The organism is Pseudomonas putida (assembly GCA_029953615.1).
Classification (GTDB): domain Bacteria; phylum Pseudomonadota; class Gammaproteobacteria; order Pseudomonadales; family Pseudomonadaceae; genus Aquipseudomonas.
The window spans coordinates 1735554-1756063 of record CP124529.1 but is presented as its reverse complement, the minus strand read 5'-3'; the positions used below and the strand labels follow the sequence as shown (position 1 = coordinate 1756063).

At 64.4% G+C, this 20510-nt stretch carries 16 protein-coding genes and 2 pseudogenes; 12 read left to right on the top strand and 6 right to left on the bottom strand.

Annotated elements, in window-relative coordinates; translation table 11 throughout:
- Window positions 1-34: 34 nt before the first annotated feature.
- From cpdA to QIY50_08120, 7 genes and pseudogenes are all read left to right on the top strand, one after another.
- Window positions 35-836, top strand: a pseudogene (gene cpdA / locus QIY50_08150) (3',5'-cyclic-AMP phosphodiesterase).
- A 248-nt stretch (window positions 837-1084) separates the two neighbouring features.
- Complete coding sequence (locus tag QIY50_08145; GenBank protein WGV22147.1) at window positions 1085-1693, top strand: YqiA/YcfP family alpha/beta fold hydrolase; 609 nt, start codon at window positions 1085-1087, stop codon at window positions 1691-1693.
- A gap of 35 nt (window positions 1694-1728) precedes the next feature.
- Window positions 1729-3633, top strand: coding sequence for a DNA topoisomerase IV subunit B (parE, locus tag QIY50_08140; GenBank protein ID WGV22146.1), 1905 nt, complete (start codon window positions 1729-1731; stop codon window positions 3631-3633).
- Window positions 3630-4616, top strand: coding sequence for an esterase-like activity of phytase family protein (locus QIY50_08135; GenBank protein WGV22145.1), 987 nt, complete (start codon window positions 3630-3632; stop codon window positions 4614-4616). The genes parE and QIY50_08135 overlap by 4 nt, the downstream gene beginning before the upstream one ends.
- Window positions 4613-5131, top strand: a complete 519-nt coding sequence (locus QIY50_08130; protein ID WGV22144.1) for a TIGR02281 family clan AA aspartic protease — start codon at window positions 4613-4615, stop codon at window positions 5129-5131. Before QIY50_08135 ends, QIY50_08130 begins: the two co-directional genes overlap by 4 nt.
- Window positions 5132-5141: 10 nt before the next feature.
- Entirely contained in the window at window positions 5142-7400 is a 2259-nt protein-coding gene (parC, locus tag QIY50_08125; GenBank protein WGV22143.1) for a DNA topoisomerase IV subunit A, read from the top strand.
- Window positions 7401-7572: 172 nt separating this feature from the next.
- A complete protein-coding gene (locus tag QIY50_08120) occupies window positions 7573-8283 on the top strand; it encodes a PqiC family protein (GenBank protein ID WGV22142.1) in 711 nt (236 codons plus the stop codon).
- A 183-nt stretch (window positions 8284-8466) separates the two neighbouring features.
- Here QIY50_08120 and QIY50_08115 read toward each other — a convergent pair whose 3' ends face one another.
- Window positions 8467-9924 carry an AhpA/YtjB family protein gene (locus tag QIY50_08115; GenBank protein WGV22141.1) on the bottom strand — a complete coding sequence of 486 codons (1458 nt, stop codon included), beginning with the start codon at window positions 9922-9924 and terminating at the stop codon, window positions 8467-8469.
- 135 nt (window positions 9925-10059) lie between these two features.
- Between QIY50_08115 and serB the strand changes: the two genes are divergently transcribed.
- Window positions 10060-11274, top strand: a complete 1215-nt coding sequence (gene serB / locus QIY50_08110; protein WGV22140.1) for a phosphoserine phosphatase SerB — start codon at window positions 10060-10062, stop codon at window positions 11272-11274.
- A gap of 131 nt (window positions 11275-11405) precedes the next feature.
- On the opposite strand, the gene asd is transcribed toward serB, so the two are convergent.
- Genes asd through QIY50_08095 form a run of 3 tightly spaced genes read right to left on the bottom strand, consistent with a single transcriptional unit; the run spans window position 11406 to window position 14668 of the window.
- The gene (asd, locus tag QIY50_08105) at window positions 11406-12269 is read right to left on the bottom strand and encodes an archaetidylserine decarboxylase (GenBank protein WGV22139.1); all 864 of its coding nucleotides are present in this window, start codon (window positions 12267-12269) and stop codon (window positions 11406-11408) included.
- A 9-nt stretch (window positions 12270-12278) separates the two neighbouring features.
- A complete protein-coding gene (locus QIY50_08100) occupies window positions 12279-13088 on the bottom strand; it encodes a rhodanese-like domain-containing protein (GenBank protein ID WGV22138.1) in 810 nt (269 codons plus the stop codon).
- A 44-nt stretch (window positions 13089-13132) separates the two neighbouring features.
- Window positions 13133-14668, bottom strand: a complete 1536-nt coding sequence (locus QIY50_08095; GenBank protein WGV22137.1) for an HDOD domain-containing protein — start codon at window positions 14666-14668, stop codon at window positions 13133-13135.
- 130 nt (window positions 14669-14798) lie between these two features.
- Between QIY50_08095 and motA the strand changes: the two are divergent.
- Window positions 14799-15651: pseudogene (gene motA / locus QIY50_08090) on the top strand (flagellar motor stator protein MotA).
- A gap of 3 nt (window positions 15652-15654) precedes the next feature.
- Complete coding sequence (motB, locus tag QIY50_08085; GenBank protein ID WGV22136.1) at window positions 15655-16668, top strand: flagellar motor protein MotB; 1014 nt, start codon at window positions 15655-15657, stop codon at window positions 16666-16668.
- Window positions 16669-16844: 176 nt separating this feature from the next.
- Here the strand turns inward: motB and rsgA are convergent, their stop codons facing one another.
- A complete protein-coding gene (rsgA, locus tag QIY50_08080) occupies window positions 16845-17876 on the bottom strand; it encodes a small ribosomal subunit biogenesis GTPase RsgA (GenBank protein WGV22135.1) in 1032 nt (343 codons plus the stop codon).
- Between the two features lie 142 nt (window positions 17877-18018).
- Between rsgA and orn the strand changes: the two genes are divergently transcribed.
- Window positions 18019-18561, top strand: coding sequence for an oligoribonuclease (orn, locus tag QIY50_08075; protein ID WGV22134.1), 543 nt, complete (start codon window positions 18019-18021; stop codon window positions 18559-18561).
- A gap of 100 nt (window positions 18562-18661) precedes the next feature.
- Window positions 18662-19273: a trimeric intracellular cation channel family protein gene (locus tag QIY50_08070; protein WGV22133.1), complete on the top strand. Its 612-nt coding sequence runs from the start codon at window positions 18662-18664 to the stop codon at window positions 19271-19273.
- A 141-nt stretch (window positions 19274-19414) separates the two neighbouring features.
- Here QIY50_08070 and queG read toward each other — a convergent pair whose 3' ends face one another.
- Window positions 19415-20479, bottom strand: a complete 1065-nt coding sequence (gene queG, locus QIY50_08065) for a tRNA epoxyqueuosine(34) reductase QueG (protein WGV22132.1) — start codon at window positions 20477-20479, stop codon at window positions 19415-19417.
- Window positions 20480-20510: the final 31 nt, after the last annotated feature.

Genomic DNA, 20510 nt, shown 5'->3' with positions numbered 1-20510 from the left:
TAATTCGCGCTGAATCCGTTCGAGGAGACGGCCGTTGCCGCAGCCAGACCAAACGCGCCCCGTGCATGTGGTGCAACTGGACCGATGCCCACCTGTTTGCCGACCCGGCGGGCAGCATGCTGGGCCTCAATACCCGAGACAGCCTGCGCCATGTAGTGGCCCAGGTGCAGCGGGAGCAACCGCTTGTCGACCTGCTGCTGTGCACCGGTGACCTTTCGCAGGACGCCAGTGTTGCCTCTTATGAAGCATTCCGTGAGCTGACCGCGCCGTTTGCCGTGCCCACCCGCTGGTTGCCGGGCAATCACGATGAGGCTCAGGTGATGGTGCAGGTGGCGCCCGAGCTGGTGCAGGCGGTGACCGATATGGGGGCTTGGCGAATCGTCATGCTCAACACGGCTGTGCACGGCGCTACCCATGGTTTTTTGACCGATGACCAGCTGGCAGTGCTGGAGGTGGCCTTGCAAGAGGCGGGCGAGCGGCACTGCCTGGTGTGCTTGCACCATCAGCCGGTAGATATCGGCTGTGCGTGGATTGCGCCGATAGGCTTGCGCAATGCTCAGGCACTGTTCGATATCGTCGAACGTTATCCGCAGGTGCGGGCGTTGCTGTGGGGGCATGTGCACCAGGAGTGGGATGAAGTGCGCAACGGCCGGCGTCTGCTGGCCACGCCGTCGACCTGCATCCAGTTCGCGGCGCGTAGCGAGGACTTCAAGGTGAGCGAGGAACAGCCTGGGTATCGCTGGCTGCGCCTGCACGCCGACGGGCGGTTGGAGACTGGAGTGGAGCGGGCGCTGGATTTTGAAGTGAAGCTCGACTTCGAAAGCCCAGGTTATTAAAACACTCGAAATCTGCACAAATCTCTGTGGGAGCGGGCGTGCCCGCGAAGAATTCAACGCGGTGGCTGGCACCGGCTGCGCCGGTGTTCGCGGGCACGCCCGCTCCCACAGGTCCAGTCTTGCTGCGGTGCTCGGTGAAGAAATTGTTGCGAAACCCGTGACACTGCGTCAAAACCCGGCGAACGCGCTACACTGCGCGTCCCTGCGCCCGTCTCACCGGGCGCGAAGCCACAGATTCCGGGGGCAGCATGTCGGGTTCCATCCTCTATATCCATGGCTTCAACAGCTCGCCACTCTCAACCAAGGCGCGCCAACTCGAAGCTGTCATGCAGCGCCTCGGCCTGGCCGATCAGCTGCGGGTGCCCGCGTTGCACCATCACCCACGCCAGGCCATTGCCCAGCTCGAAGTGGCCATCGCCGAACTCGGCGCGCCATTACTGGTGGGCAGTTCGCTCGGCGGCTACTATGCCACTCATCTGGCCGAGCGCCATGGTCTCAAGGCCCTGCTGATCAACCCGGCGGTAACCCCGCACAAGCATTTCGACGGCTACCTGGGTGCCCAGCGCAACCACTATACCGACGAAACCTGGGAGCTGACCCTAGATCACGTGCAGGCCCTGGCCGAGCTTGAAGTACCGGCCCCGGTGGACCCCAGCCGCTATCAAGTGTGGCTGCAAACCGCCGATGAAACCTTGGACTATCGCCATGCCGAGCGCTATTACCGTGCTTGTGCGCTGCGCATCCAGGCCGGCGGCGACCACAGCTTCCAGGGCTTCGCCGAGCGCCTGCCGGCCCTGCTGGCCTTTGCCGGCATTGCCCGTGGGCAGTATGCGGCGCTCGATTTTTCTGTATTTTGACTTTTTTGCATTCACCAGACTGACGACGAGACCCTATGGCCACTCCCAGCGCTAGCGCCTATAACGCAGACGCCATCGAAGTCCTCTCGGGCCTTGACCCGGTCCGCAAGCGGCCGGGCATGTACACCGATACCAGCCGCCCCAACCACCTGGCCCAGGAAGTCATCGACAACAGCGTCGACGAAGCCCTGGCCGGTCACGCCCGTTCGGTGCAGGTCATCCTCCATGCCGACCACTCGCTGGAAGTCAGCGATGACGGCCGTGGCATGCCGGTGGATATCCACCCGGAAGAGGGCGTGTCCGGGGTCGAGCTGATCCTCACCAAGCTGCACGCCGGCGGCAAGTTCTCCAACAAGAACTACCAGTTCTCCGGTGGCCTTCACGGCGTGGGCATTTCGGTGGTCAACGCCCTGTCGACCCAGGTGCGCGTGCGCGTCAAACGTGACGGCAACGAATACCAGATGACCTTCGCCGATGGTTTCAAGGCCAGCGAGCTGGAAGTGGTCGGTTCGGTTGGCAAGCGCAACACCGGCACCAGCGTATACTTCAGCCCCGACCCCAAGTACTTCGATTCGCCGAAGTTCTCCATCAGCCGCCTCAAGCACGTGCTCAAGGCCAAGGCCGTGCTGTGCCCGGGCCTGCTGGTCAGCTTCGAGGACAAGGCCAGTGGCGAGAAGGTCGAGTGGCACTATGAAGACGGCCTGCGTTCTTACCTGGTCGATTCGGTCAACGAGTTCCAGCGCCTGCCCGACGAGCCGTTCTGCGGCAGCCTGGCCGGTAACAAGGAGGCGGTGGACTGGGCGTTGCTGTGGTTGCCCGAAGGCGGCGACAGCATCCAGGAAAGCTACGTCAACCTGATCCCTACCGCCCAGGGCGGCACCCACGTCAACGGCCTGCGGCAGGGCCTGCTGGATGCCATGCGGGAGTTCTGCGAGTTTCGCAACCTGCTGCCGCGTGGCGTGAAGCTGGCGCCGGAAGACGTCTGGGAACGCATCACCTTCGTGCTGTCGATGAAAATGCAGGACCCGCAATTCTCCGGGCAGACCAAGGAGCGGCTGTCGTCGCGCGAGGCGGCTGCCTTCGTTTCCGGCGTGGTCAAGGACGCCTTCAGCCTGTGGCTAAACGCCCACCCCGAGCTGGGCATGCAGCTGGCGGAGCTGGCCATCAGCAACGCCGGGCGCCGCTTGAAAGCCAGCAAGAAGGTCGAGCGCAAGCGCATCACCCAGGGCCCGGCGCTCCCCGGCAAACTGGCCGATTGCGCCGGCCAGGACCCGATGCGCGCCGAACTGTTCCTGGTCGAGGGTGACTCGGCCGGTGGCTCGGCCAAGCAGGCGCGTGACAAGGAGTTCCAGGCGATCCTGCCGCTGCGTGGCAAAATCCTGAATACCTGGGAAGTGGACGGTGGCGAAGTTCTGGCCAGCCAGGAGGTGCACAACATCGCCGTGGCCATTGGCGTCGACCCTGGGGCTACCGACCTTGCGCAGCTGCGCTACGGCAAGATCTGCATCCTTGCCGACGCCGACTCCGACGGCCTGCACATCGCCACGCTGCTGTGCGCACTGTTCGTCCAGCACTTCCGCGCGCTGGTCGAGGCCGGGCATGTGTACGTGGCCATGCCGCCGCTGTACCGCATCGACCTGGGCAAGGAAATCTACTACGCCCTCGACGAGGCCGAGCGTGACGGTATCCTCGATCGCCTGGTGGCCGAGAAGAAACGCGGCAAGCCACAGGTCACCCGCTTCAAGGGCCTGGGCGAAATGAACCCGCCACAGCTGCGCGAAACCACCATGGACCCGAACACCCGGCGCCTGGTGCAACTGACCCTGGACGATGTGCAGGCCACCTGCGAGCTGATGGACAAGCTGTTGGCCAAGAAGCGCGCGGGCGACCGCAAGAGCTGGCTGGAAACCAAAGGCAACCTGGCCGAGGTCATGGTTTGATTCGGCGGCTTCTGGCTGCCTGCCTGGCGCTGGTTGCCCTGCCGAGCCTGGCGGGCAACTGGCCAGAGCTGAAGCTGAGCGCCGAGCACCCGATCGACGGCATGCGCGGTGGCAACCTGTCTGGCCTGGTGGAGTGCCGGGGCGGGCTGTGGGGTGTGTCCGACCGCGACGACGACCGCATCTACCGCTTCGACCGGCAAAACCCGACCTGGCGCGCGCAGCCGCTCACCTTCACCGCGCCAGCGGTGCCGGAAAGTGGCCTGCCGTGGGGCCTGAAGTCGCGTAACTGGGCGGCTTCCTACATCCGCGGTGGTGAACTGGATTTCGAAGGCATCACCTGTGATCAGGCGGGCAACCTGTACCTGGTCAGCGAGGCCCATGCGGCGGTGCTGCAACTGCCGCTGGAAGGCGAGCCGGACTGGTTGAAGATTGACCCGGCCATGGTTCGTCAGGCCCGGGCCAGTGGCATGCTGTTGAACTTCAACGCCTTGTTCGAGGGTCTTGCGATCAACCCGGCGGGCGACCGCCTGTGGCTGGCCGCCGAGCGAGAGCGCCGTGGCCTGGTGGCCATCGAGCGCCAGCAATCGGTATGGACCTGCGGGCGCAGCTGCGTGCTGCTGAGCGAGGCTGGCGTCGAAATGCAGCCTGCGCAGATGCCCAATGCCCAGGCGCTGTCACGCGACTTCGCCGACCTGGCCTGGTTCGAGGGCAAGCTGTTCACGCTCGAACGCAACGCTTACCGAGTCTGCCGGCGGGATACCGACAGCGGCAAGGTCGAGCGCTGCTGGTCGTTTGCTGCCGATGCCCTGGTCGAGTCGCGCCGCTATCAACAGCCGTTCGGCCTGGCCGAGGCCCTGGTGATCGATGCCAAGGGCGCCTGGATCGGTTTGGACAACAACAACGGCGCCCGCGCCGATGGCGAGGCACGCCCGATCGTCTGGCGCTTCGACGCGCCGGAAGGCGGCTGGAGCGCCAAGCCATGAGCCAGGCACCGGGCAAGCGGGCTGGCAAGGTACTGATGATCGTCGCCTGGGCGGCGGCGCTGTTCCTTGCCACGCGCTTCTTCGGCCAATGGGAAGACAGCCAGCGCAACCCCAATGCCCAGGTGCAGTCGTCGCATGGCGAAGGCTTTGTCGAGGTGCGCCTGCTGGGCAACGGCCAGGGCCACTTTGTGATGGATGGCGCGATCAACGGGCAGACGGTGCATTTCATGCTCGACACCGGTGCCACCGACGTGGCCATCCCCGAGGCGTTGGGGCGTGAACTGGGCCTGGAGCGCGGCAGCCCGGTGCAGCTCAGTACCGCCAACGGCCGTACCGAAGGCTACCGCACGCGGCTGGCCAGCCTGCAGCTGGGGGATATCCGCCTGCAGGACGTGCGCGCCATCGTGGTGCCGGGCCTGGACGGGCAGACCGTATTGCTGGGCATGAGTGCCCTGAAACAACTTGAATTTACCCAGCGCGGCGGCACCATGCTGCTGCGCCAGAACCTGAAATGACGAGGCCCGCATGAGCGACTCACTGGAACTCAGCCTGGACGGCGTAGAACGCCGCTCGCTGGCTGACTTCACCGAACAGGCCTACCTCAACTATTCCATGTACGTGATCATGGACCGCGCCCTGCCGCACATCGGCGATGGCCTGAAGCCGGTGCAGCGACGCATCGTCTACGCCATGAGCGAGTTGGGGCTCGATGCCGATGCCAAGCACAAGAAATCGGCGCGTACCGTCGGTGACGTGCTCGGCAAGTTCCACCCCCATGGCGACTCGGCCTGCTACGAGGCCATGGTGCTGATGGCGCAGCCGTTCAGCTACCGCTACACCCTGGTCGACGGCCAGGGCAACTGGGGTGCGCCGGACGATCCGAAGTCGTTCGCCGCCATGCGATATACCGAAGCGCGCCTGTCGCGCTACGCCGAGGTACTGCTCAGCGAAGTTGGCCAAGGTACCGTGGACTGGGTGCCGAACTTCGACGGCACCCTGCAGGAGCCGGCCGTGCTGCCGGCGCGCCTGCCTAATATTCTGCTCAACGGCACCACCGGTATCGCCGTGGGCATGGCCACCGACGTGCCGCCGCACAACCTGCGGGAAGTGGCCACAGCCTGTGTACGCCTGCTCGACGAGCCCAAGGCCACCATCGAGCAGCTGTGCGAGCACATCCAGGGGCCGGATTACCCGACCGAGGCCGAGATCGTCACGCCGCGGGCAGAAATCCTCAAGATGTACGAAAGTGGCCGTGGCTCCATCCGCATGCGCGCCGTGTACCGAGTCGAGGATGGCGACATTGTCGTCACCGCGCTGCCGCACCAGGTCTCCGGGGCCAAGGTGCTGGAGCAGATCGCCGCGCAGATGCAGGCCAAGAAGCTGCCGATGGTCGCCGACCTGCGTGACGAGTCGGACCACGAGAACCCGTGCCGCATCGTCATCATCCCGCGCTCCAACCGCGTGGACGCCGACGAACTGATGCAGCACCTGTTTGCCACCACCGACCTGGAGAGCAGCTATCGGGTCAACGTCAACATCATCGGCCTGGACGGCCGACCACAGCTGAAGAACCTGCGAGCGCTGCTGCTGGAGTGGCTGGAATTCCGTACCGCTACCGTCCGTCGCCGCCTGCAACACCGCCTGGACAAGGTGGAGAAGCGCCTGCATCTGTTGGAAGGTTTGCTGACCGCGTTCCTCAACCTGGATGAAGTTATCCACATCATCCGTACCGAGGACCAGCCCAGGCAGGCCCTGATCGCCCGTTTCGACCTGACCGAGATCCAGGCCGACTACATCCTCGAGACCCGCCTGCGCCAGTTGGCGCGCCTGGAAGAGATGAAGATCCGCGGCGAGCAGGATGAACTGCTGAAAGAGCAGGCCAAACTGCTCGCGCTGCTGGGCAGCGATGCCAAGCTGCGCAAACTGGTACGCAGCGAGCTGATCAAGGATGCCGAAACCTATGGCGACGACCGCCGCTCGCCGATCGTCGAGCGCGCCGAAGCCAAGGCCCTGTCGGAAAACGAGCTGATGCCGACCGAGCCGGTCACCGTGGTGCTGTCGGAGAAGGGCTGGGTGCGCTGTGCCAAAGGCCACGACATCGATGCCACCGGCCTGTCGTACAAGGCCGGCGATGGCTTCAAGGCCGCCGCCGCCGGGCGTTCAAACCAGTTTGCGGTGCTCATCGACTCCACTGGCCGCAGCTACTCGCTGGCCGCCCATAGCCTGCCGTCGGCGCGTGGCCAGGGCGAACCGCTGACCGGCCGCCTGACGCCACCGCCGGGGGCCACCTTCGAGTGCGTGCTGTTGCCCGATGACGACGCGCTCTACGTGGTGGCTTCGGACGCCGGTTACGGCTTCGTGGTCAAGGGTGAAGACTTGCAGGCCAAGAACAAGGCCGGCAAGGGTTTGCTCAGCCTGCCCAACGGTGCCAAGGTCATGACGCCGCGCCCGGTAGCCAACCGCGAGCAGGACTGGTTGGCGGCAGTGACCAGCGAAGGCCGCCTGCTGGTGTTCAAGGTCAGCGACCTGCCTCAGCTGGGCAAAGGCAAGGGCAACAAGATCATCGGTGTGCCGGGCGACCGGGTGGCCAGCCGTGAAGAATTTGTGACCGATCTGGCCGTGATTGCCGAAGGCGCGACACTTGTATTGCAAGCCGGCAAGCGTACCCTATCTCTGAAAGCGGACGACCTGGAGCATTACAAGGGCGAGCGCGGACGGCGCGGCAGCAAGTTGCCGCGTGGGTTCCAGCGGGTCGATGGGTTGCAGGTGGAAGTGCCGGCGTAAGCAGTTGAAATGTCTGGAACGGCAATTTCAGCGTCGTTCCGGGCAGAAATGCTGGAGTCGGACGGTTATTTCGCGGATGATATGGCCCTTGCGGTGCCGGCGTGGCCGTGTGCCCGTTTGAATCTATATGTATCACTGCGGTTAGCCTGTTGGCGACCGCCTGGATGGGATGATGAAATTTCTGCGCCTTCCATTTGCGCTGTTGATGACTGGCCTGCTGGGCCTTGGCGGGTGCACCATGCATCAGCCGGTTGCCCTGTACCAGCTCGACAGTGGTGATCCTGGCCAGCCTTCGCAGAGTGCAGGCATGGCCGTGGTGCTCGGCCCGGTATCGGTGGCCGATTACCTGCAACGCGAGACGTTCCTGCAGCGTCAGGCTGACGGCAGCCTGACCTCGGCGACCGACGGTCGTTGGGCTGGCAGCCTTTCGTCGGATATCGACCAGCTGCTGGTGCGCCAGCTCGCCTGGCGCCTGGACAGCCAGCGCGTGGTGCTGGCGCCGGCGGTGGCCGGTTTCAACCCGGATGTACAAGTGCTGCTGTCGATCACTCGCCTGGACTCGGGCAAGGACCAGCCGGCTATCCTGGATGCCCAGTGGCGCTTGCTGGATCGCCGTGGCCATGTGCGTGACAACCGTATCGTTCACCTTGAGCAGCCGCACGCGGGCAGCGAGGCGTCGCAGGTGCAGGCCCAGGGCCAATTGCTGCAGAAGCTGGCCGAACAGCTGAGCACGGCAGTCAAGCCGCTGGCCAACCAGCCAGCGATTGCCGAAGAGGCACCTAAAAAGCCGGCTGCGCCGGTGCAGGTGAAGAAGACGCCAGAGAAATCCAAGATTCCGATGGCTGCTCCGATTCGTACCGATATGGAAGTCTACCGGTTCTGATCAAACTGCCAGATACGAAAAAGCCCGCATTGCTGCGGGCTTTTTCGTATCTGCTGTAAACCATACACCGCTGATTTTGCAGGGACCTGTGGGAGCGGGCATGCCCGCGAACACCGGCGCAGCCGGTGGCATACACCGCGGTGCCTGATTCGCGGGCACGCCCGCTCCCACAAAGAGCTGGTATCAGGCCCGGCGTTCGTGCATCCGCGCCAGTTGCCGCTCCAGCATCGACGGGTAAGGCTCCATCAGGCGCTCCACGCAGCAGGCGCCTTCCGGGCTGGCAATCGGGCGAATGCGGGCGCGCTGGCGAATCAGCGTGTCATCGCTGATCTGGCGCTCCACCAGCAACAGGTTGCGGCTGTGCTGCGACAGCGCCAGGGCGTCCTGGGCCTTCTCGGCCATCAGCAGGTCGACCAGCTCCAGCCCCTGCAGGTCGTTGCCCAGGGCCAGGCCCAGTTGCAACTGCAAGGTAATGCCACTGTCCGCCACTTCGATCTGCAGGGCATGGCCCAGGGCGCGCAGCAGCTCGCCGCAGCAGATGGCATTGGTCAGGTAATCCTCGCCACAGGCGCGGCTGTGGAACAGCACCAGGGTGCTGCCGTCGTTGAGCGTGTGGGTTTCACCGTCGTAGAGCGAGGCCGCGTGCTCCAGGCAGTCGCGGTAGCGCTCGGTCAGTTCGGTCAGGCGCGTGCGCGGCAGGCGGCGAAGCTGTTCCTGCGAACCCAGTTGCACGGCGAGCACGGCGCTGTACTGCGGTTCGTCGGATTCAACCACGGCGGCCTTGGGCGCGCTGTCGTCGTCCAGCAGGCCGGCAAAAGCTTCGTCGTCATCCTCGTCCGCCTGGGCGGCAAGCCTGGTACGCGGTGCGGCCTTGGCTGCCGGCGCGGCGTGGTGCAGGTCGTCGTACTGCTCGTCGTCCTCTTCCTCAGGCTCTGGCTCAGGTGGCGGCGGTGGGGCCAGGCGCGCATGCAGCTGGCGGGCGATGTCGCCGATCTCGTCCTGGCGGTCGGTGGCCGGGGTATAGGGTTGCGGGTCGCGCAGCCACACCCGCAGCTGCAGCAGCGGCAGGGTGATGAAGCGACCCTGGCGCAGGCTCAGGGTCAGCGCCAGTACCAGCAGGATGGCGGCAAGAATGCCCATGCTTTGCAGGCTGATCAGCATCGGCTGCTGGAACTGGCTCATGTCCAGGCTGATGCGCAGTTGCCCGGCGGTCACGTCCTGGAAGGTGATCTTGGTCTGGTACAGGCCTTCGGCCTCGCCCAGCAGGCTGTTGCGCGGGCGCTGGCCGGCTTCGGCGAGGATGCGATTGTCCACGCTGTAGATCGCCGCATGGGCCACCAGCGGGTTCTTCACCAGGTTGCCGAGCAGCACGTTGAGGCTGAGGATGTCGTTGGCCACCAGCAACTCGGTCGCCGAGGTAGCGGTCTGGGTGGTCAGGCTCTGGCCCAGGGCATCAGCCTGCTCGTGCATGGCCTGCTTGAACTGCAGGCCCATCACGCAGGCGTAGATCACCAATGCCAGCGCCACCAGGAATATGTTGGTGCAGGCGATGCGCAGTGCCAGCGGCACGCGACGTTGACTCAGGGCACGATAGATCATCAGGAAGAAGTTGTCTGCTTTGACGGGCGTGGGCCGGTTCACTGAGCTCGGCTCTTAATGGCATGAAAGTGTGGGGCAGTATAGCGAGCCGGGTTTTGTCGGCAAAGTATCGTTGGCGCCCGACGGTCACGGAAAATCGGTAGAATGCGCATTTTTCATCGAAGTCGGAGCCAGGTTGTGCGCGAAATCGTCCTGATCAACATCACCGGTGAGGACCGTCCCGGTCTCACTGCGGCTATCACCGGCGTCCTGCTGCAGGGCGGTGTGAGCATCCTCGACATTGGCCTGGCAGTCATGCACGGCACCTTGTCGTTCGGCATTCTGGTCGATATCCCGGACAACGAAGTGGCTACCGCCCTGCTGCAAAGCGTGCAGGCCAAGGCCCACGAACTGAACCTGCAAGCCCGCTACACGCCGATTTCCGAGGCCGACTACCAGCACTGGGCCGATGGCCAGGGCGAGGCGCGCCACATTGTCACCCTGCTCAGCCGCAAGATCACCCCCGTGCAGCTGCAACGGGTGAGTGCAGTGATCAGCCAGTACGGGCTGACCATCGAGCGTATCGAGCGCCTGTCGGCCCGTGTGGCGCTGGATGCCGAGACCGACAAGGGCAAGGCGGCCATCGAGATCTCTGTGCGCGGTGTGCCGAGTGACTCCCAGGCCCTGCGTGCCGATTTCTTCGCCCTGGCTGAAGAGCTGAGCGTCGACATCGCCTTCCAGAAGGACGACCTGTTCCGCCGCAACCGCCGCCTGGCGGTGTTCGACATGGACTCGACGCTGATCGAAGCCGAAGTCATCGACGAGCTGGCCAAGGCCGCTGGCGTGGGTGAGCAGGTGGCCGCGATCACCGAGCGCGCCATGCGCGGTGAGCTGGACTTTCGCGCCAGCTTCAAGGAGCGCATGGCGCTGCTCAAGGGCCTGGATGTAGGTGTACTGGACGAGATCGGTGCGTCGCTGCGCCTGACCGAGGGTGCCGAGAACCTGTTCGCCGAGCTCAAGCGCCTGGGTTACAAGACGGCGATCCTGTCCGGTGGGTTTACCTACTTTGCCCGTCAGGTGCAGGCGCGCCTGGGTATCGACTATGTGTTCGCCAACGAGCTGGAAGTGGTCGACGGCAAGGTGACCGGCGTAGCCGTGGAGCCGATCGTCGATGCCCAGCGCAAGGCCGAGCTGCTGCAGAAGCTGGCCAGCGAAGAAGGTTTGCAGCTGGAGCAGACCATCGCCGTGGGTGACGGTGCCAACGACCTGCCGATGCTGTCGCTGGCCGGCCTGGGCGTGGCGTTCCGGGCCAAGCCGCTGGTGCGTCAGTCGGCCAAGCAGGCGATTTCCACCCTGGGGCTGGATGGGGTGCTTTACCTGCTGGGGCTGCGAGACCGCGACGCGCGCGGCTGACTCGAGAATTTGGGGCTGCTTTGCAGCCCATCGCGACACAAGGCCGCTCCTACAGGTAATCGCATATTTCCTGTAGGAGCGGCCTTGTGTCGCGAAAGGGCCGCAAAGCGGCCCCAGGTTCTATCAGGCACTCAAGCCTGCACAGGCACCGCCAACTGCTGCCCCATGCGCACAGCAGAGCCGGCACCCAGCGTTTCGGCCCACTTCACCTGCTCCGGCCCGAACAGCACGATAGCAGTCGACCCCAGCTTGAAGCGGCCCAGTTCGGCACCTTTCTCCAGGTGGATTGGTGCGCGGCTGGCTTCGTCGTAGCGGAAGGTCTTCAGTTCACGCTTGGGTGGCGTCACCAGCCCGGCCCACACGGTTTCGATCGAAGCGACGATCATTGCGCCAACCAGCACCACGGCCATCGGCCCGCGCTCGGTATCGAACAGGCAGACCACGCGCTCGTTGCGGGCGAACAGCTCGGGGACGTTCTCTGCGGTGGTCTGGTTGACCGAGAACAGGCGGCCCGGAACGTAGACCATTTCACGCAGGGTACCGGCCAGCGGCATGTGCACGCGGTGGTAGTCCTTGGGCGACAGGTAGATGGTGGCGAACTCGCCGCCCATGAATGGCGCGGCCATGGCCGGGTCACCGCCCAGCAGCTCCTGCGCGCTGAAACCGTGGCCCTTGGCCTGGAAGATGCGGCCGTGCTCGATCGGGCCAAGCTGGCTGACGGCACCGTCGGCCGGGCACAGGATGGCGCCGGGGGTCTCGTCCAGCGGGCGGGCACCCGGCTTCAGGGCTCGGGTGAAGAATGCATTGAAGTGCTCGTAGGCGCTCAGGTCCTCGACCAGCGCTTCGCTCATGTTGACCTGGTAACGCTTGGCGAACCATGCGGTGAAGGCATTCTTGAACCAGCGCACGCGGCACTCGGCGATGCAACCGGCCAGCCGCGACAGCAGGTGGTGCGGCAGCAGGTACTGGCTGATGATGAACAAACGGGATTTCATGCAGGTTCCTCAAACTTCTACAGGCGTGTCCGGGTGGTTGCCCCATTCGCTCCACGAGCCGGCGTAGGCCTTGACGCGCGGGTAGCCAAGGGCCTTGGCCACCAGGTAGGTGAAACCGGAGCGGCGGTGGGTCTGGCAGTGGGTGATCACTTCCTTGTCGGGGGTGATACCCAGCTTCTGCAGGACGTCGGCGATGTCCTGGCGGATGCGCAGGTGGTCGTTGAGGTCCATGCCGGCGGTCCACTCGAAGTTGATCGCGCCGGGGATGTGGCCGCCCTTGGCTGCCAGTACTTTTTCTCCGCTGAATTCCTGCGGGCCACGGGCGTCCCAGATGACCAGGTCGTCGGCGCCCAGGCGGCTTTGCAGGTACTCGCGGGTGGCGGTAGGGGCGCTGTCGATGCGCAGGTGCACCGGCGTATTGCCATTGGCTGGCACTTCGGTGGAGAGCTTGTCGGCCGGCCAGGCCTGGATGCCGCCGTTGAGGTAGTGGTAGCGCTGGTGGCCGATCACGTCGAGCAGCCAGATGAAGCGCCCGGCCCAGCCGCCGCCTTCATCGTCATACACCACATACACGGCATCGTCGCGGTGGCCGAGTTCGCTGAACAGTTTTTCCAGCTCGCCAAGGGCCGGCAGCAGGCCGGGCGCGGGTGGCTGGCCAAGCTGGGTACGCTTGCCTTCGACGAAGCGTGCCCCGGGGATATGCCCGCTGACATAGCGGTTGGCGCTGCTCAGGTCGACCAGGATCAGCTGTGGCGAATCCAGGCGTTGCAGCAGGTCCGCGGCTTCGATCACCAGGGGCAAGCCGGAAAAGTCAGTCATCCACGGTCTCCAATGTGGAAAGAGGGGCGATTGTAGCGCAAGGCTCAGGCCTTGCGGTTGGCAAACACCGACAGCGCCCGTTCGGTGCACTGCGCGGTCTTGCCGAAGGCTTGCACGCTGACATCGGCCAGCGGCCGGCCGCCTTGGTCAGCCATCATCAGCATCAGCACCTGCCCGTTCACCGCCAGCGAGCGCAGCAGTACGTGCTCGCTGTGGAACAAGGCACGCAGCGGGGCCGGCAGCAGGGCCGAGAACTGGCTGTGGTTTTCCGGGGTGATGCGCAATTGCCCGGCCTGGCCCAGCAGCTTCTGCAGCAGTTTGTTCTGCGTCACCGGCAGCACCAGCGCGCCGGCTTCCTTTGGCAGGCCGGCCATCTGCTGCACGCGCAGCTGGTCGTTGGCCTTGTCCAGGCTCAGCAGCAGGATGCGCTGCATGCCAGAGGCCAGCAGGGCTTCGATAACCTGCGTGGCCAGGTGCACGCTGTTGGTGAACGGGCTGGGCTGGGCCAGAAGGTCCTGGCACAGCTTGCGCCAGCGCGCCAGTTCGTCGCTGGTGGGCGGTGGCGGCGCCAGCATGTCCGGGTGCGGGCGACGCTGATGCCAGGGCCAGATCAGCGCTTCGGCCGGATGGAACAGGGCATGCTGGGCATGGCGGCGGGCGCTGGCGGCAGCTTGCTGGTGCACCTGTTGCTGCACGTCTTCCAGCGAGGTCTGCAGGTACAGTGCGGTCAGCAACTGCCAGCGCAGCAGGTGGGGGTTGTCCCAGCCCACCTGTGCCGCCAGGGCCAGGTTGTTGGCCAGCAGCACGGTGTTGGCCGGCTGGTTGAACCAGCGACGCAGACCAGGTTCGGCGTCCAGGCGGTGTTGCTGGCTGAGCAGGTCCTGGTCGCGGGCGATATTCAGCACCTGCGCCAGTTGTTCGCGTTCTTCCAGCAACAGGCGGTAACCCTGGGTCACCCATTGTGGCAGGCGCCAGTACTCTGCCATGGTCTGGCACAGTTCCAGGATGCGCACGCCAAACAGTTCTTCCTCGACATGGGCGGCGTCTTCGCCCTTGTGGATAACCCGCAGCTCCCAGGTATCGAGCAACTTGGGGTAGGCCAGCGCCAGCGGCCAGAGCGGTGACAGGAACAGCAGGCTGCCCCAGTGGATCTCCTGCCACAGCCGTGCCAGGCGGCTGGCGAACAGGCCGCTGGCTTGCTGCGAGGCGTGCTGGCTGATCAGCTGGAACTGGCAAAGTACCGGCGGGATCTCTTCGACGGGCACCGCTGGCAGGCGTTTGAGCAGCTGTTCGCTGCGCTCCAGGCCCAGGCGGTTGAGGGCGACTTCCAGGCTTTCGGCAGGCTCGGCCAGGCTGGCATTGGTGGGGTGATTGGCTTCGCGCATCACCGACAGCACCAGCGCCGGGCTATCCTGCATCAGTTCGGCGATATCGCGCAGCGAGCGGCGGCTATCGTGGATGGCGGCCATGACCCGGTCGTAGCTGTGCTTCGGCACGGGGATGCGAACGCTCTCGAGCAGCTTTACCCAGGCATCTAGCGTACGTGGAGCCTGAGCGGGCACCTTGGTTTCAATTGGCATTTTGACATCAGTCCGAACTGGCTTTTCGCAATGAGTGGCTATAGTCTGGCGCAGTTCTGCCGATAAGTAGAAGAAGAGTTTTAAAGCTCCCGCCTCTTCCCCTGACCACGACAGCAAGTGCTTTGAACCTATGGCTAAAATTATCGGCATCATCGTCGTATTCGCGAGCGTGCTCGGCGGATACGTGCTCTCCCACGGCAAGATCGCAGCGCTGATCCAGCCGTTCGAAGTACTGATCATTGGCGGTGCGGCCTTTGGTGCATTCCTGCAGGCCAACCCTGGCCACATGACCATGCACGTCATCAAGAAGTCGATGAAGATGTTCGGCTCGCGCTTCACTCACGCGTTCTACCTGGAAGTGCTGGGCCTGGTGTACGAGATCCTCAACAAAAGCCGTCGTGAAGGCATGATGGCCATCGAGGCCGACATCGAGGATGCCGCCGCCAGCCCGATCTTCGCCAAGTACCCGACGGTGCTGGCCGATGAGCGCATGACCGCGTTCGTCTGCGACTACCTGCGCATCATGTCCACCGGCAACATGGCCCCGCACGAGCTCGAGGGCCTGTTCGACATGGAACTGCTGAGCATGAAGGAAGAGCTGGAGCATCCCTCCCATGCGGTGACCGGCATCGCCGACGGCATGCCCGGCTTCGGTATCGTTGCGGCGGTACTGGGTATCGTGGTGACCATGGCCTCGCTCGGCGATGGTGACCAGGCTTCCATCGGCCTCCATGTGGGTGCGGCACTGGTGGGTACCTTCTTCGGTATTCTGGCGGCCTACGGCTTCTTCGGCCCGTTGGCCAAGTGCCTGGAGCACGATGCCAAGGAAGAGCTGAACCTCTACGAATCGATCAAGGCTTCGCTGGTGGCTTCGGCCTCGGGCATGCCGCCTTCGCTGGCGGTCGAGTTCCGGGCGCAAGGTGCTGTACCCCAAGCACCGTCCAAGCTTCGCCGAGCTGGAACAAGCGGTTCGCGGTCGCTGAGTCATGGAGAACAATCAGCCCATCATCGTCAAGCGCGTAAAGCGCTTTGGCGGCGGCCACCACGGCGGCGCCTGGAAAATCGCCTTCGCCGACTTCGCCACGGCGATGATGGCGTTCTTCCTGGTGCTGTGGCTTTTGTCCACGGCCACGCCGGAGCAGAAGATCGCCATTGCCGGCTATTTCAAAGACCCGATAGGCTTTTCGGAAAGCGGCACGCCCTACGTCATCGACCTGGGCGGCTCGCCCCAGCTGGCGCCGGAAAAGACCATCAACCCCGAAGCCAAGTCCGAGCCGACGCCTGATACCAGCATCCAGCTGGACAAGGACCAGGTGGAGACAATGGCCGAGCAGGTCGAGCGCGAGCGCCTGGAGTTGCTGCTGCAGGAACTGCAGAACAAGGTGGAAGAGAACCCGCAGCTGCAGAAGTTCAAGGACCAGATCCTGTTCGAGATCACCCAGGACGGCCTGCGCATCCAGATCATGGATGCCGAGAACCGGCCGATGTTCGACATTGGCAGTGCGCGCCTGCAGCCGTACTTCGAGGACATCCTGCTGGCCATGGCCGACACCATCAAGGCCGTGCCGAACAAGATCAGCATCAGTGGCCACACCGACGCCAAGCCGTATGCCGGCAGTGGCGAGTTCGGCAACTGGGAGCTGTCGGCCAACCGCGCCAACGCCGCGCGCCGTGCGCTGGTGGCCGGTGGCTACCCGGACGGCCAGGTGGCACGGGTGGTGGGTTATGCCTCGTCGTCGCTGTTCGACCGCAAGAACCCGTTCAACCCGGTCAACCGGCGCATCGATATCATCGTGCTGACCAAGAAGGCCCAGCGCAACATCGAGGGTGAGCAGGGTACGCCGGAGGCACCGCCTGCCGAGCCTGCACCTCCGGCCGCTGCGGCACCGGCTGCGCCAGCGGGGACCGAGCAGGCACCCATGCAACCGCGTGAACTGCGCCAGAAGCTGAACATCTTCGAAGAGGGGGCGTTGAAGATGGATGAGGCCAAGGAACAGTAAACCCTACAGGATCGCGCTGTAGCTGAAGCAAGCGCGGAACCTGTGGGGGCGGGCTTGCCCGCGAACACGGGCGAAGCCCGTGCCAACCACCGTGCTGCCTGCTTCGCGGGCACGCCCGCTCCCACAGGATTGGCGTGGCCCTTGAGCCTTGTGCAGTACCTGCGGGAGCGGGCAGGTCAGTAAGCGTCTTCCGGCAAACTTGCGATGATCGAGCGGTAGCTGTTCATCCGTTGCGGCTTGATGCGACCCTCGTCCAGCGCCTTGAGCAGTGCACAGCCAGGTTCGCGATCATGCTTGCAGTCGCGGAAGCGGCAGGTGCCGAACAGGTCGCGGAACTCGATGAAGCCATCCTCCACATCACTGCGGCTGACGTGACCCAGGCCGAACTCGCGGATGCCCGGCGAGTCGATCAGGTCGCCACCATTGGGGAAGTGGTACAGCCGCGCGGTGGTGGTGGTGTGGGTACCCTGGCCAGACCATTCCGAAAGGTCGCCGACACGGGTGCCGGCGTCCGGCAGCAGGCTGTTGACCAGCGACGACTTGCCCACCCCCGACTGGCCGACGAACACGCTGATGTGGCCGTCGAGCATCTGCTGCAGGCGTTGCATGCCGTCACCGTGGTGCGCCGAAACCTCCAGCAGCGGGTAGTCCAGCTCGCGATAGACCTCCAGCAGCGCATGCAGGCCCGGGCCGTTCTCGTCGTTGATCAGGTCGGCCTTGTTCAGCAGCAACAGGGGGCGAATGCCGGCGTGCTCTGCGGCCACCAGGTAACGGTCGATCAGGTTGGGGTGCGGTTCGGGCGCGGGGGCGAAGACGATCACGATCAGGTCGACGTTGGCTGCCACCGGCTTCAGCTGGCCGTGGTTGTTCGGCCGGCACAGCTCGGTGCTGCGCGGCATCTGCGCGACGATCACGCCAATGCCCTGGTTGCCCGCCCGCCAGACCACGCGGTCGCCGGTAACCAGCGCCGGCAGGTTGGCGCGCAAGTGGCAGCGGAATACCTGGCCCGCGGCCTCGCCGTCCTGGGCTTCCACTTCTACCTGCACACCGAAGTGCGCAATCACCAGGCCCAGCTGCTCCGGCCCCAGGTCGCCGCCCTCCAGTTCCTGCAGTACGTGCTGTTCGCGTTTGGCCGCACGCGCGGCGCGCTCGTTCTGGATTTTTTCGATGCGCCAGTTCTGGCGGCGATTGAGCTGGCGTTTGGCCATGAAGGTTCCGTGCAAGGGGCGGGTTGAAAACGGCAGGCAGTTTAGCACGCCAGGCGCCGGACCATTTCGCCTACCTGCGTGCCGTGAATGGGCGCGCCTTGGCCACTACGCTACTATGACGGCCTATACGAGGAGCCCCCGCATGCAAAACCCACAGAACCTGATCTGGATCGACCTGGAAATGACTGGCCTGGATCCGGACAGCGACGTCATTATCGAGATGGCCACCATCGTCACCGACAGCGAGCTGAACACCCTGGCCGAAGGGCCGGTGATCGCCATCCATCACAGTGACGAAGTGCTGGCGCGCATGGACGAGTGGAACACCCGCACCCATGGTGCCTCTGGCCTGACCCAGCGCGTACGCGAGAGCAAGGTCGACATGGCCGAAGCCGAGGCGCAGACCATTGCGTTTCTCGAGCAGTGGGTGCCGAAAGGCAAATCGCCTATCTGCGGCAACAGCATCTGCCAGGACCGCCGCTTCCTCTACCGCCACATGCGCAACCTGGAAAACTACTTCCACTACCGCAACCTGGATGTCTCGACCCTGAAGGAGCTGGCCGCACGCTGGGCGCCTGACGTGCGTGACAGCTTCAAGAAGGGCAACACCCACCTGGCACTGGACGACATCCGCGAATCGATCGCCGAACTGCGCCACTATCGCGAGCACTTCATCAAGGTGTGAGCCGAAAGGGCGCAGATATTGTATCTGCGCCCCCTTTTGGTGCCATGGGCAACTGGTTAGACTGCGCGCCTTTCTCGCACGCCCGAACGGACCCAGCACCATGTTGTTGATGCTCTACCTCATTGCCATCACCGCCGAAGCCATGACCGGTGCGTTATCTGCCGGCCGCCGTGGCATGGACTGGTTCGGCGTGGTGCTGATTGCTTGCGTCACCGCCCTGGGTGGCGGCTCGGTGCGCGATGTGCTGCTCGGACATTACCCTCTGACCTGGGTGAAGCACCCGGAGTACCTGGTGCTGACCAGCTGTGCGGCACTGCTGACCATCTTCATCGCGCCGATGATGCGCCGCTTGCGCTCGCTGTTCCTGGTGCTCGATGCCCTGGGGCTGGTGGCCTTTACCCTGATTGGCTGCATGACTGCACTGGAGATGGGACAGGGCATGCTGGTAGCCTCGATCAGCGGGGTGATCACCGGGGTATTTGGCGGGATCTTGCGGGACATCTTTTGTAACGATATTCCCTTGGTGTTCCGCCGCGAGCTGTACGCCAGTGTGTCGTTTGCGGCGGCGTGGTTCTACCTGGGCTGTGTGTACTTCAAGGTGCCGGCAGAGCAGGCGATGTTACTGACCTTGTTTGGCGGGTTCCTGCTGCGGTTACTGGCGATTCGGTTCCATTGGGAAATGCCCAAGTTCCACTACAACGACCAGCAGTGACGCCGTCGCGGGCGCAACCTGGCCCCCTGCGGGAGCGGGCGTGCCCGCGAACACCGGCAGAGCCGGTGCCATCCACCACGTTGCCTGATTCGCGGGCACGCCCGCTCCCACAAGGGTGGCGCAAGCTCTTGGGCCGGGGCGCTATTGAACGCCGTGCTGCGCCAGCGCCCACTCCACATGCTCCCTCACCAGTTCCGAGGCATCCTCGCGCCGCGCCTTCAACGCTTCGATCACCGGGATTGTCGATGGCGCATTGCCAAGTCCCACTGCCAGGTTGCGCAACCAGCGCTCATAGCCGGCCCGGCGCAACGGTCCACCTTCGGTCTTGCGCAAGAAGGTCCTTTCATCCCACAGGAACATCTCCGCCAGCTCGGCATTCTCCAGCCCGTGCCGTGGCTGGAAGTCCTGTTCCTGGCTGTGCCTGGCAAAGCGGTTCCAGGGGCAGACGATCTGGCAGTCATCGCAACCGAACACCCGGTTGCCCATCTTCGCGCGCAACTCGACGGGAATCGGCCCGCGCAGTTCGATGGTCAGGTACGAGATGCAGCGCCGTGCATCCAGCACATAGGGCCCGACGAAAGCCTGGGTCGGGCAGATGTCCAGGCAGGCCTGGCAACGCCCGCAATGTTCGCTGGTGGTGGCGTCGTCCACCGGCAGCGGCAGGTCGACGAACAGCTCGGCGAGGAAGAAATAGCTGCCCGCCTTGCGGTTGAGCAGCAGGGTGTTCTTGCCGATCCAGCCCAGCCCGGCCTGCTCGGCCAGGGCCTTTTCCAGCACTGGAGCACTGTCGACAAAGGCGCGGTAGCCGAACGGGCCGATGGCTTCCTGAATGCGATCGGCCAGGAACTGCACGCGCTTGCGCACCAGTTTGTGGTAGTCGCGGCCCAGGGCGTAGCGCGACACGTAGGCCTTTTCCGGCTGTGCCAGGCGCTGCGCCATTTGCGTGTCGCCGGGCAGGTAGTCCATGCGCAGCGATACCACGCGCACTGTGCCGGGGATCAGTTGCTCCGGGTGCGCGCGTTTGCTGCCGTGGGCGCCCAGGTAATCCATCTCGCCCTGATAGCCGGCGTCGAGCCAGCGCTGCAAGTGGTGTTCGTGTTCGCCAAGGTCGACCCCGGCGATGCCGACATGGGCAAAACCGAGTTCCTGGCCCCAAATCTTGATCGATTGGGCCAGTTGGGCGAGGTCAGGAGTTGAGGCGGACATGGATGGGCAAGGCAATACGGGCTCAGGTGAG